This window comes from Solidesulfovibrio sp. DCME (genome assembly GCF_049995385.1).
Lineage (GTDB): Bacteria > Desulfobacterota > Desulfovibrionia > Desulfovibrionales > Desulfovibrionaceae > Solidesulfovibrio.
In genome coordinates this window covers 3,476,932-3,489,917 of the sequence record NZ_CP188261.1, presented here as the reverse complement: position 1 = coordinate 3,489,917, position 12,986 = coordinate 3,476,932, and the positions used below count along the sequence as shown (strand labels likewise).

At 65.1% G+C, this 12,986-nt stretch carries 9 protein-coding genes; 3 read left to right on the top strand and 6 right to left on the bottom strand.

Annotation, left to right across the window (positions count from 1 at the left end; genetic code table 11):
• Positions 1-12: 12 nt before the first annotated feature.
• Together ACP59X_RS15440 and ACP59X_RS15435 are read right to left on the bottom strand one after the other, a co-directional pair.
• Positions 13-435 (bottom strand): hydrogenase iron-sulfur subunit, encoded by a 423-nt coding sequence (locus tag ACP59X_RS15440; RefSeq protein WP_005993259.1) that lies wholly within the window; start codon positions 433-435, stop codon positions 13-15.
• A 20-nt stretch (positions 436-455) separates the two neighbouring features.
• Entirely contained in the window at positions 456-2,480 is a 2,025-nt protein-coding gene (locus tag ACP59X_RS15435; protein ID WP_428559958.1) for an FAD-dependent oxidoreductase, read from the bottom strand.
• 146 nt (positions 2,481-2,626) lie between these two features.
• Between ACP59X_RS15435 and ACP59X_RS15430 the strand changes: the two genes are divergently transcribed.
• The 3 genes from ACP59X_RS15430 (at position 2,627) to ACP59X_RS15420 (ending at position 6,239) form a co-directional block, all read left to right on the top strand.
• The gene (locus ACP59X_RS15430; protein WP_428559955.1) at positions 2,627-2,809 is read left to right on the top strand and encodes a hypothetical protein; all 183 of its coding nucleotides are present in this window, start codon (positions 2,627-2,629) and stop codon (positions 2,807-2,809) included.
• A 147-nt stretch (positions 2,810-2,956) separates the two neighbouring features.
• Positions 2,957-4,789: a two-component system sensor histidine kinase NtrB gene (locus ACP59X_RS15425; protein WP_428559953.1), complete on the top strand. Its 1,833-nt coding sequence runs from the start codon at positions 2,957-2,959 to the stop codon at positions 4,787-4,789.
• A 25-nt stretch (positions 4,790-4,814) separates the two neighbouring features.
• Complete coding sequence (locus ACP59X_RS15420) at positions 4,815-6,239, top strand: sigma-54-dependent transcriptional regulator (RefSeq protein WP_428559951.1); 1,425 nt, start codon at positions 4,815-4,817, stop codon at positions 6,237-6,239.
• 366 nt (positions 6,240-6,605) lie between these two features.
• On the opposite strand, the gene ACP59X_RS15415 is transcribed toward ACP59X_RS15420, so the two are convergent.
• The 4 genes from ACP59X_RS15415 to ACP59X_RS15400 all read right to left on the bottom strand — a co-directional run bounded on the left by ACP59X_RS15415 (position 6,606) and on the right by ACP59X_RS15400 (position 12,629).
• On the bottom strand, positions 6,606-8,042 hold the full coding sequence (locus ACP59X_RS15415) for an outer membrane homotrimeric porin (protein ID WP_428559949.1): 1,437 nt from the start codon (positions 8,040-8,042) through the stop codon (positions 6,606-6,608).
• A 242-nt stretch (positions 8,043-8,284) separates the two neighbouring features.
• Positions 8,285-9,679, bottom strand: a complete 1,395-nt coding sequence (locus ACP59X_RS15410) for a glutamate decarboxylase (RefSeq protein WP_428559947.1) — start codon at positions 9,677-9,679, stop codon at positions 8,285-8,287.
• Entirely contained in the window at positions 9,679-11,184 is a 1,506-nt protein-coding gene (locus tag ACP59X_RS15405; protein ID WP_428559945.1) for an amino acid permease, read from the bottom strand. Before ACP59X_RS15405 ends, ACP59X_RS15410 begins: the two co-directional genes overlap by 1 nt.
• Positions 11,185-11,231: 47 nt before the next feature.
• Complete coding sequence (locus ACP59X_RS15400) at positions 11,232-12,629, bottom strand: glutamine amidotransferase-related protein (protein WP_428559943.1); 1,398 nt, start codon at positions 12,627-12,629, stop codon at positions 11,232-11,234.
• Positions 12,630-12,986 lie beyond the last annotated feature (357 nt).

Here is a 12,986-nt window from a genome sequence, read left to right as displayed (position 1 = left end):
GTCGGTCTCCGGTCACACGACCAGGGTGCGCCTGGCCTCGATGGGCCCCAGTTCCTTGATCCGGGCCACGAGCCCGTTGACCGTGGCCGCGAATTCATTGCCCTCGCTGGCCCCGACCCAGGTGAGCAGGAGCCGGTCCTCCTCGATTCCCAGGCGCGGCAGGATTTCCTTTAAGAGCTTCACGCGCCGCCGGGCCTTGTAATTGCCGTTGATGTAGTGGCAGTCGCCGGGGTGGCAGCCGCTAATCAGCACCGCGTCGGCCCCGGACAGCAGCGCCTTGATCACGTACTTGGGGTCCACCATGCCCGTGCACATCATGCGCACCAGCCGCACGTTGGGGGATTGGATCATGCGCGAGGTGCCGGCCAGGTCGGCGGCGGTGTAGGTGCACCAGTTGCAGACAAAGGCCACGATGGTGGGTTCGAAGTCGTCCATTACTTCCTCCGCCGGCGGCATCAGGACGGGGCCGCCGGAGCCTTGGTTTCCTCGTCCAGGATTGCGGACAGGACGGGCAGCGGATCGATGAGGCCGTCGATCTCGGCGAAAAGCGCCCGCTGGCTAAAATGCCGCACCTGGGCCGCCCCGGACGGACAATGTCCGGCGCAGGCCCCGCAGCCCTTGCACATGGCCTCGTTGACCACGGCCACGCCCAGGCGCGCGTCGAAGTCGATGGCCCCGTAGGCGCAAAGCCCGATGCAGATGCCGCAGCCGATGCACACGTCGGGATTGATGTGGCTGACCGTGGGCGAGATGGTCACCTCGCCCCTGCTCGCCAGGGCCAGGGCCTGGCAGGCCGCGCCCGAGGCATGGGACACGGTGTCCGGGATGTCCTTGGGGCCCTGGCAGGAGCCGGCCAGGAACACGCCGTCCGTGGCCGTGGAGACCGGCCCGAGCTTGGGGTGCTCCTCCAGGAAGAACTTGTCGAGGCCCTGGCTTATGCCGAAGGTCCGGGCCACCTCGGCCGCGTCGGGCCGGGGCTCCATGGCCGTGCACAGGACCACCATGTCCACGGGCAGGCGCAGGGTGCGGCCAAGCAGGGTGTCCTCGCCGACCACGACGAGCTTGCCTTCCTCCTGCGGGGACAGCGCCTCGTCGGTGACCAGGGCCGGCCGGCCCCTTATGAAGGTCACGCCTTCCTTTTGCACCCGCTCGTAGAATTCCTCGTAGCCCTTTCCGAAGCAGCGCATGTCGATGTAGAAATTGTAGACTTGGGCGTCGTGGCCGAGCTTGTCTTTTATCAGGTGGTCGTATTTGAGCGCGTACATGCAGCACACGCGCGAGCAGTAGGGGTGATGGGCGGCGTCGCGGCTGCCGACGCAATGGATGATGGCCACGGACGCGGGCGGGCGGCCGTTTTTCATGACGATCTTGCCGCCCGTTGGCCCCACGGCGTTATTGAGGCGTTCGAACTGCAGGGCCGTGTACACCTCGGGGTAGCGGCCGAAGCCGTACTGGCCAAGGGGCGTGGGGTCGAAGGCGGCAAAGCCGGTGGCCATGACGATGGTGCCGACCTCGAGGGTCAGCCGGCTTTCCGTCTGGGCGAAATCGATGGCCCCGGACGGGCAGTTCTTTTCGCACACCCGGCACTTGCCCTTGCGGAAGTACAGGCAATGTTCGGTGTCGATGACGGGCTTATTGGGCACGCTCTGGGGCGAATTGCGGTAGATGGCCCGGCGGGTGCCCATGCCTTCCTCGAATTCGCTCGGGACCTTGGTCGGGCACTTTTCCAGGCACAATCCGCAGCCCGTGCACTTGGTCTCGTCGATGTAGCGGGGCTTTCTGCGGACGGTGACCGTGAAGTTGCCGACAAAGCCCGTGACCTCGGCCACCTCGGCATAGGTCATGAGATTGATGTTCGGGTCCTGGGACACGGCCACCATCTTGGGCGTGGAGATGCAGGCGGCGCAGTCGAGCGTCGGGAAGGTCTTGTCGAACTGGGCCATGTGCCCGCCGATGGACGGCCCCCGCTCCACCAGGTGGACCCTGTGCCCGGATTTGGCGATGTCCAGGGCGGCCTGGATGCCGGCGATGCCGCCGCCGACCACCAGCACGTCGGGATGGACGGGTTCGGTGCGCGAGTAGAGCGCCTCGTGGTGGTTGACCCGGTCCACCGCCCCGGCCACAAGGTGCTTGGCCTTGGCCGTGGCCTCGGCCGGATCGGCCACCACCCAGGAGCAGTGCTCCCGGATGCAGGTCATCTGGAAGAGGAAGGGATTGAGCCCGGCCCGGGCGCAGGCGTTCTGGAAAGTCTTTTCATGCAGGCGCGGCGAGCACGAGGCCACCACCACGCGATTCAAGCGGTAGGCCCTGATGTCGCGGATGATGGTTTCCTGGCCGGGATCGGAACACATGAACTTGTAGTCCCGGGCCACGGCCACGTTTTTCAGTCCGGCCGCGAAGCCGGCCACGACGGCGGTGTCCACCTTGCCGGCGATGTTGGTGCCGCAATGGCAGACGTAAACCCCGATTCGGTTGGCCATGTCGCCTCCCTGTGTCTTGCCCGGTTGTTTGCTTCCGTATGACCAAGAAGCGTGCCAATGAAACAGGCGATAGATGGGCTTGAAAATGCACGCTTTTTCGGAATTGCCCCCGTATCGAAAAACGGGGCGCCTTGCAGGAAAGCGTCTTGAACGAGAAGAAAAGTCTTTCCTGGCAAGACGAAAGTTGCTTTATGAGAAGGTTCTCATGGGCACAGCCGTGGCGTAACAGGATGGAAAACCTCGCCCGGCCCTGGTTTGGAGAGAAATACCCGGCCTGGGCGCGCCTTCTGGCCAAGGCGGCGTCTTTTTTGCATTGCCAGCATCGTTGACAAGTTGTGTCGGTATGGTACGAGGCGAGTATCATGGAAAAAAATGTCGACGGAGCGGCGCCGGAGGCTGTGTCCTCCCGTGCGGACGGGGCTACGCTCCCGTCCCGATCCACGCCTGCCCGCGATGCGTCTCCGGAGCCCGAGGACGTGGTGATCGTGGCTCCCGACGGAACCATCCTGGCCGCCGATCCGGGGCTGGCCGGCTGGCTGCCGGTCGACGGCGAGACCGGCCGCTACGGCTCGCTTTATGCCTGCTTCGAGGGCGACGACGGGGAGTTCTGGCGGGGGGCGGTGGCCGAGGTCCTTTTGTCGCGGACTTCGCGCCGCTACCGGCTGGCGGCGTCGCCGGACAGGGTGGCGGACGCGCGGCTGGTGCCGCTTCTGGGCGCGGCCGGGGACGTGACCGCCGTGGCCGTGCGCCTGCGCGACGCCGGCCGGGAGCAGCGGGCCGTGGCGCAATGCCACAAGCTCGCCGCGGCCATCGAACAGGCCATGGAGGCGGTGATCGTCACCGATGACCGGTTCCGCATCGAATACGTCAACCAGGCCTTCGAGGCCATGACCGGCGTGCCCCAGGGGCAGGCCCGGGGACGCGGGCTCAAGACGTTTTACAAGGGCAGGCGGCAGGCTCAGAAATTCGAGCGCGGCGCGGCCGCCCTGGAGCGCGGCGATGTCTGGAGCGGCCGGTTCCTGCTGGTGGACGCGGCCGGGGACACCCGCATGTGCGACCAGACCATTTCCCCGGTTTGGGGCAAGCACGGCCTGGTGGAGGGCTACGCCTTTATCTGGCGCGATTCCACGGAACTCAGCGGCCTGGAAAAACAGTTGCGCCACGCCCAGAAGATGGAGGTCATCGGCACCCTGGCCAGCGGCATCGCCCATGACCTGCGCAACATTCTCGGGCCGATCATCCTGCATGCCGAGTTGTGCCTGGAGCGGCTGGCGGCCGACGCCCCCCAGGCCGAGTCCCTGCGGGAGATCGTCGAGGCCGTGGGCCGGGCCCGGGCGCTCGGCGAACAGCTCCTCTCCCTGGGGCGCGGCGTGGAAAGCGACTCGCCCGTGCGGTTTCGCCTGAGCACCCTGGTCAAGGAATGCCTCAAGTTCCTGGGGCCGGGGCTGTCCCCCGGCCTGTCCATGCGCCTTCGGGTCGAGGCCGGGGGCAGCGAGATGCGCGGCGACCCGACCCGGGTCCACCAGGTGGTCATGAACCTCCTGACCAATGCCGTCGAGGCGATGAAGGACCAGGAGGGCGGGCTTGTGACCGTACGCATCGAGGATGCCGCGGTCCGGGAGGGCGACTGGCCCGAGGAGCCGTCCCTGCCGCCGGGGGCGTACCTGCGCCTTTGCGTCAGCGACACCGGCCTGGGCATGACCAGCGACGTCATGAAGCGGATCTTCGAGCCCTTTTTCAGCACCAAGCGGGCCGGCCAGGGCACGGGTCTGGGCCTGACCGTGGCCCGGCACATCGTGTCCCAGATGCGCGGGGCCATCACCGTGGAAAGCCATCCCGGGCTTGGCACCTCGTTTCAGGTCCTCCTGCCAAAGGGGCCGGCCGCCGTCGGCTCCCCGGACGCGCCGTCCCCGGCCAGGGAGCTGCCGCCCCGGCCTCGGGCCCGCATCCTGTTCGTGGGCGACGACGCGGACATGGTCCACTGCGTGACCATGGCCCTGGCCCGGCTCGGGTACACGGTCGCGGCCTGTGCCGGACGCGACGAGGCCGGGCGGATCCTGTCCCGTCCCGCCCAAGGGTTCGACCTGGCCCTGGTGGATTTGGCGCGGCCCGGCCAGGACGGCATCCTCCTGACCCGGGCGTTGCTGGAGCTGCGACCGGATTTGCCGGTGGTGCTGCTCTCGAGCCTGGACGCGGCCCTGGCCGGGGACATGCTGCGGGCTTGCGGCGGCCGGCGCGTGCTGGCCAAGCCGTTTTGCTTCGACGAACTGGACCGGGTGATCCGGGAGGTGCTTTCCGCCACGGTTTGAGGCGTCTTCAGGGAGGCGGACGACCATGCCCCGTATTCTCGTCATCGACGACGACGTCGGCTTCTGCCGTTCCCTCCAGGCCGTCATCGCCGGCCTGGGCTGGGAAAGCGAGGCGGTCCACAGCCTGGAGGCCGGCTTGGAAAAGCTGGCCCGGGACGCCTTCGACGTGGTGGTGCTCGACGTGGTCCTGCCCGACGGAAACGGCCTGGAGTACATCCCGACCCTCCGCGAGACCCCGGACGCGCCCGAGATCATCATCGTCACCGGCCAGGGCGATCCGGACGGGGCCGAGCTGGCCATAAAAAGCGGCGCCTGGGACTACATCACCAAGCCCGGCACCCTGAGCAAGATCCGCCTCCCCATCAGCCGGGCCGTGGACTACCACCACAACAAGGCCCTGGCCCGCCCCGGGACGCCGCTGCGGCGCGAAGGCATCATCGGCGAGAGCAAGGCGCTTTCGGCCAGCCTGGACATGGCGGCCCGGGCGGCCCGGAGCGGGGGCAACGTCCTTATCGTCGGCGAAACCGGGACGGGCAAGGAGCTTTTCGCCCGGGTCATCCACGACAACAGCGACCGCCGCGAGGGGCCGTTCGTGGTGGTGGATTGCGCCGCCCTGCCGGAGTCGCTGGTGGAGAGCATGCTTTTTGGCCACGAGAAGGGAGCCTTCACCACGGCCGAGAAGAAGCATCCGGGGCTGATCCGGCAAGCCCACGGCGGCACGCTTTTCCTGGACGAGATCGGCGAGCTGCCCCTGGCCGTGCAAAAGGCCTTCCTGCGCCTGCTCCAGGAACACCGCTTCCGCCCGGTGGGGGCCACGGAGGAGGTGCGAAGCGATTTTCGGCTGGTGGCGGCCACCAACCGGGACCTGGAGCGGATGGTGGCGGACTGGACCTTCCGCCAGGACCTGCTCTTCCGGTTGCGGGGCATGACCATCGAACTGCCGCCGCTTCGGGGGCGCACCGTGGACATCGAGGCGCTTTGCCGCTGCCGCCTGGAGCAACGGGCCCGGGAGGACGACGAACCGGCCCGGGAAGTGTCGCCGGAACTCTGGGGAGCGCTCTTCCAGTACGTCTGGCCCGGCAACGTGCGCGAACTGTTCAGCGCCCTGGACAGCGCCCTGGCCGCGGCCGAAACCGAGGCGGTCCTGCTCCCCCGGCATCTGCCGGTGCATATCCGGGCCTGGCTGGCCCGGCGTTCCGTCACCGTGGACCAGGGCCCGGTCGCGGACCGGGAGCAACCCGCCACTCCCGAACTCGATCCGGACCATTTCCCCCCCATCCGCGAATTCCGGGCCAAGGAACTGGCCAGGGTCGACCGGCTGTATCTGGAGGCGCTGCTGCGCACGTCCGGGGAAAGCATGGAACGGGCCGAGGCCCTGTCCGGACTGTCCCGGGCCAGGCTCTATGCCCTGCTGCGCCAGCATGGCCTGACGCGCCATTCCTCGTCCTGACAGTACCGGAAATGTCCCAGCGAGGATCGATTTTGTCCAAGGGGCGGTCGTTTTTCTTCTCAAAAATAAAAATATTTCAGTGTATTTAAAAAATTAAAAGCGGCCTTCTAAGCAGACGGCCGCAGGTTCCAATCCTCTCGGGAGAACCGTAATAAAATAAATGTATTAGGTCGTTTTCGGCCTGACCCCTTTTATCTTGTGGATAACCGGGCTTGATAACATCTTGGCCAACCATACGGGATAACGCGGGAATTTTGGATAACATTCGGGCAGATGCTGTCCCGTGCACGGGCAGACGGCATGGACTCCATTTAGGACAGGCCGGGTAGCCTCATGATGGCTTGGCGCTTCTCCTGCCCGAGCAGCCTAAAACGTGTAGATGATGCCCAAGGCTCCCTGCCAGGCATTGCCGGCTTGGTTGACCATGCGCTGGCCCCAGATGCTGCTGCGAAATCCGTCTCCGCGAGCCCAGCCCGTCTCGACGATCAAATTCACGGCGTCGGTCAGGGCGTAGACATGTTCGCTGGCGACGGAATAGAGCCGCTCGCCCTCGGCAAGGTCCTGGCCCATCGTGACATAGGCGCCGGGGCCTCCGGTGGCGGCCACGGCCTTGCGCAGACCGGCCGGCGAGCTGGTCCCGGCGGCGTAGGAAAAGGCGAGCACCGAGGTCAGCTGCGGCAGCAGGCTTATGCGGTCAAAATTGAGGACCAGCCCCATGCTTCCTTGGGGCGTGGTGTTCATTGAAGATTGAGTCAGGTCCTGATCGGCGTTGAAGAGAAACGAGCCCCTCGGCCCCCACTGCGTGACGATGGAGGGCAGCCGTTCGGAACCGTCGGACAGGCTGGCGTCCTCGCCGCTGCCGGCCCAGCCGAGGAGTTGGGGCGCAAACGCGGTGAATCCGGCATATTCCAGGGCCAAATCCGCGAACCAGCCATGTCGCCCACAACGCGCCCGATCAGCCCAGCCAACGTTGCCGTAGACCGCGTCGCCGTAAACCTTGAACTGCCCCGGCAGTTCGGCGGTCAGGCTGGCGCCGGTCCAGACGGCCGCATTCTGGTTGTTGCCGTACCCGGACGGCGTCAGGGACGCGCCTGCCGCGAGCAGGCCGTTTCCCAGGGGGCTTGGCAAGGCGGCGGCGCGGCCGAGGATGCCGACAGCGCCCCAGGGCGTCAGTTGCAGGCCGGAGACCGTCAGCGGCAGGGTGAGAAAGGCCAGGTCGAATTCGTCGCCGATCTGGGTGGTGGTGGTGTCGTAGGTCCGGTTGGTGTCGACCAGTCGGGCGTAGCCGGCCGTGGCAGACAACGTACCCTCGACTAGGGGCGCGTTGACGACCAACGCGGCCGCATCGCTATTGCCTGAATCGGTTCCCAGGACCACGGAATCGTAAAAGACCGCTGTGTGGGGCAAAGACAGGGGCTGATAGCCGGCGGTCACGGTGATGTGCGTCTGCGGCACGGTGAACTGGAGATAGGCTTGGTTCGGCAGGATGGCCACGGTCGGGTTGGCCGCCGTCAGTTCGCCATGGCCCCAGGTCTGGTTGTTGAGCCAAAGGCCGAGTCGAAAGGCCAGGTTTTCGTTGGCCGCGAAATCGGCATGGAGCCGCAGCCGCTGCCAGATGTTGAGCCTGTCTTCGGTCTGGGTTCCGGCGGCGTTCCAGCCGGTATAATTTTGATTGGCAAAAAACGTGCTTTGGACGCGAAAATCGCCATACATAGCAATCGTTGTGGCCCTGGCAGGCCCGACGAACCCGGCGACGAGGCAGGCGATGACATGACAGACGGCGACGAACCGGAACCAGGGCATGTTTTCTCCCAGGTCTGCACGCGGTCGCGGATTGCCGAAGCAACCCGCGACCGCGTTGTATGCTGCAATCAGGTTTAAAGGAGGGTTACACAGGCTTTGTCTGCATTCCCAGGATGCTGGATGTCTTGAGTGTTTCCATGACGTCTCATTCCCCTGAAAAACTTCTCCGATTGCCGGCGGCCGGGGGGATCATCCCCCCGGCCGCCGGCGCTCCTGCTTTTCCTCTACGCCTGCTTGCGCCACTAAGCATGGCTGTAGCCGCCGGCTTCCGCGCGCTCCAGGGGATGGGTCACGGGATTTTTGGAAAAGTAGGCCAAGCAGCGTTCCAGGTCGGCCACCAGCAGGTCGGCCAGGTCGCGGCTGAAGCCGTGGCGCACCAGGGCGCGCATGACCACCAGATCCTGACGGTTGGCGGGCATGGAATAGGCCGGCACCTGCCAGCCCCGGGAGCGCAGCCGGTCGGACAGGTCGTAGAGGGTGAAGTTGTGCTTGGCGCCTTCGGCCAAACTCCAGGACACGGCCGGGATACCGCCCCGTCCGTCGTAGATGACCGCAAACGGTCCCATCTTCCCCAATTCCTCGCCAAGATAGGCGGCCGTGTCATAGCAAGCCTGCTGGACCTTGCGGTAGCCTTCGCGGCCAAGGCGCAGGAAATTGTAATACTGGGCGATGATCTGGCCGCCGGGACGCGAGAAATTGAGCGCAAAGGTGGGCATGTTGCCGCCCAGGTAATTGACCTGAAAAATAAGATCCTCGGGCAACTCGGCCGCTTCGCGCCACACCACCCAGCCAACGCCGAGCGGGGCCAGGCCGAACTTGTGCCCCGAGGCGTTGATGGACTTGACGCGCTTTAAGCGAAAGTCCCAGGCCAACTCAGGCTCGACGAAGGGAGCCAGAAAACCGCCGCTGGCGGCATCGACGTGGACGGGAATGTCCAGGCCCGTTTTGGCTTGCAGGGCATCAAGCGCGGCGCAGACTGCGGCCACGGGTTCGTACTGGCAGGTGAAGGTCACGCCCAGGGTGGGGACCACGCCGATGGTATTTTCGTCGCACCGGGCCACGGCCTCCTCGGGCGACATGATCAGGCGGCCCTGTTCCATGGGGATTTCGCGCAGTTCCACGTCCCAGTAGCGGGCGAACTTGTGCCAGCAGACCTGCACCGGGCCGCAGACCATGTTGGGTTTGTCCACGGGCTTGCCCGCGGCCTGCCTGCGCTGCCGCCAGCGCCATTTCATGGCCAGTCCGCCCAGCATGGCCGCTTCGCTGGAGCCGGTGGTGGAGCAGCCAAGGGTGTTGGCCGCTTGGGGCGAATTCCAGAGGTCGGCCAGCATATGGACGCAGCGGGCCTCGATTTCGGCGGTCTGGGGATACTCGTCCTTGTCGATCATGTTCTTGTCCAGGCACTCGTCCATGAGCTTGGCGATCTCGGGTTCCAGCCAGGTCTGGCAGAAGGTGGCCAGATTCTGGCGGGAGTTGCCGTCCAGCATGAGTTCGTCGTGCACGATCTGATAGATGTCGCGCGGGCGTTGTTCCTGCTGGGGAAACCGGTACTTGGGGATCGCAATGCCAAGATCGGCGGAGGCGTACACGTCGTCCATGAGATCGTCGCGGACGCTGTCTTTCTGGTGCAGGGCCATTATTTCGCTCCTTTTGTCTTGGGTGTCGCGGGACTGGGCTGTTTGGGCCGAGCCTTGGCGGCGTTGGTGTTCCAGGCGGCTTTCTTGTTGGCGTTAATGAGCAGCGGGAGTCCCACGAAGACAATGAGCCCGGCGGCCACCAAGCCCACGTACAATGCGGGATTGCCCACCGGCAGGTTGGTCGGCGGGAAAAAGCTCACCAGCAAGGCGAAGGACACCCCGAGCAGTCCCACTCCCGCCACCAGCCCCATGCCGAGGGTTCCGCCGGGCACCTTGTAGGAACGCGGCAGGTCCGGCTGTGTGATCCGCAGCTTGATGGCCGCGAGATACATGAGGATGTACATGACAAGATACAGGGACACGGTCATGGCCGAGAGCACGAAAAAGGCCGTGCTCACGTTGTCCATGATAAAGTAGAGCGAGGCGAGAAGGCTGACGATGACCGCCTGGATGAGCAGGATGTTGACCTGCATGCCCTTGGCGTTGGTCTTGGCCATGAAAGGCGGCAGTTCGCCGCTCTTGGCCGTCTCCAAAAGGCCCCGGCTTGGGCCGCCGACCCAACTCATGACCCCGCCGATGGCCCCGAACGCGGCGAGAAAACCCATGACCGGGGTGAGAAAGCCCATGCCGAATTTTTCCAGCAGCAGCTTGAAGGCCTGCATGAGGCCGGCTGTCAGGCTGATTTCCTGGGCCGGAATCACGGCCGCCACGGCCAGGGAACCCAGGGTGAACAAGGCCAGGATGATGCCCGCCGCCAGGAAAAGGCTTTCCGGGAACTGCTTGGGCGGATTTTCCATCTCGTTGGCATGGACGGCGTGGACCTCCACCCCGGCGAAAAGCAGGATGATGCCGGCCAGGAAGGCCACGCTGCCAAGGCCGGTCAACTGAGGGAAAAACCGGGCGTGGGGCAGGGCCTGGGCTCCCCCCTGGCCCAGGGTCGCCGGGGCCGTGCGCAGGAACTGTAGGGCGTTGCCCTGGTCCACCCATAACAGGCCCAGGACGATCATGAACACGCCCGGCAGCACCGTGCCCAGCAGCACGCCGTACTTGGTCACCGAATTGGCGAAGGTGGAGCCGGCCAGGGTGACGGCGGTCGCCGCCCAGTAGCACAGCAGGATGACAGCCCCGGTATACAGACCGTTGGAGGCCAGCGACGGGTCCATGAAGGCATAGGCCAGGGCGCCGGCCGCGAAGCCGAGCACGGTGGGGTACCAGACGACGTTTTGGATCCATTGCAGCCAGATGGCCGTGAAGCCCCAGCGCGAGCCGTAGGCCGCCTTGACCCAGGTGTAGACCCCGCCGCCCTGGTTGCTGAAGGCCCCGCCCAGTTCGGCGGCCACCATGGAGGCCGGCACCAGGAAAAAGATGGCGGAAAAAAGGATGTAGAAGATCATGGACAGACCTTCCTTGGCCATCATGGGCAGACCGCGCAGGCTGACGACGGCGGCCACGGTCATGAGCGTCAGGGTCCAGACGCCGATGGTTTTACGGGATGGGGCAGGCATGGGACTCCTTTGGGTTGGCGACGAAGGCCGTTGGATGCAGGACCATGTTATTTCGCCCGGGCCAGGGCGTCCTCAAGGAAACGCCGCAGCACGCTTTCGGCCTGGTTGTAGGGAACCTTGATTTCCGGGTGGAACTGCGTGCCGTGCACGCGCCCGTCCTGGCGGCGTATGGCCTGGATGTAGCCGGACTCGGCCACGACCTCGAAGCCTTGGGGCGGATCATACACGGCCCAGCCGTGGACTTCCGGCGCGGTAAAGGGCCGGGGCAAATCCTTGAACAACGGATCATCGACCAAGAGATTGATTTTGGCATATTCTCGCGGCGTTTCCATGGCCGAGATGTCGGAGCGGCCCATGGAGCGCACCCGGGTGTAGCCGGAGGCGAAGGCCAGCATCTGGTTGCCGGCGCAGATGCCGAGGATGGGGACCGGCGCTGCCCGGATGATCTCGTACTCGCCATTATATTCAAACATCGGCAGGTCGTTGTAGTCGGCGTTGTTGCCGCTCAGCAGTATCGCCACGGGCTTTTGGGGCAGCGCCGCGTACATGGCCATGCTCGCTTCATAAGAGGGCACGGTCAGGGTCGCCAGTTGGGGAACCATCTCGTGGACGCGCTCGGCCAGTTGGGTGAAGGTGAAGCCGTTGTGCTGGTTGCCGATGATCAGGACATAGGGACCGCTGGGCGGGCTTGGCGTCTCGGGCAGGCCCGGCGAGTACAGCAGGAGTTCGTTGAGCGCCGGGGCATAGCCGGTCCAGGCGCTGATTTCGAGCCGCCAGAAGCGGGCCGTGACCCCGTCTATATCAAGAATAAAACGGTAGGTGTCTCCGTCGGCGACCGTGACGGCCTCTTTCCAGGCCACGCCGTCGGGGCTGGCCAGCCAGCGGAAGGCGACCGGCCAGCCGTCCTTCTGGCCGGAATCGGCCAGCATCCAGATTCGGCTGATGGTTCGCGCCGCGCCCAGGTCAAGCTCCACCCAGGCGGTGTCCGATCCCGGAGGCGTGGCCCGCCACTGGGTGGCCAGCCCCTGGTCGCTGTAGTCGGTGAGGTTTTTGGGGTCGGAGCCGCTGGAGACCTTGACGCTGATGGGCACAGCCCGGGTCAGGCCCATGAAGGCTTTGTCGCTGGCCACATCCACGAAAAAGCGGCTCGTGGCCCATGGCCCCTGCGCACCGGTCTCGTCCACGGCGCGCACCCGCCAATACCAGCGGGTCTTGTCCGCCAGCGCTTTGTCCGTCGGGATGGACAGAGCCGTCACGCCCTCGGGATTTTCCTGCAAAGAGAACGCGGCGAGGTCGATGGTAAAATCCTTGTCCCGTGCGGCCTGAATCTCGTAGGCGCGTTTCCCCTGGCCGCCTGCGGCGTTTTTGAAGGACAGGACAGGCGTCGTCCGGGTGAGGACGACGTCAAAGTTTGGATTGGTGTTGAGCTGCGGCGTTGTGATCAAACACGCCGCCGAGACTTGGCCACACAGTATTCCTCCCATGAGGAACCAAAACACCAGGAAGTGTAAAGCGCGGCATTTCACTGGTTTGCCTTTTGCTGGAGGGTGATGGCGACGGGAATTCCAGGAGCCGACGCCTCAAGGTAAAGGCTTTCCCAGGGAGACATCTGCTTTTCGAGGCAGAAACGGGATTGAGTTTGTTCATACAATAATGGAAAAGGCAAGACAGTTTCAAGAGGAAATGATGATAAATGTCACAAAGTGGCTACGGAACAAGAGCAGGTGGCTGCCGTTTTGACGCACCTTTGGGCCGGTCCTGCGGGAAGCCGGCTTTGCGTCGGGCCAGACGGCTGGGTAGAC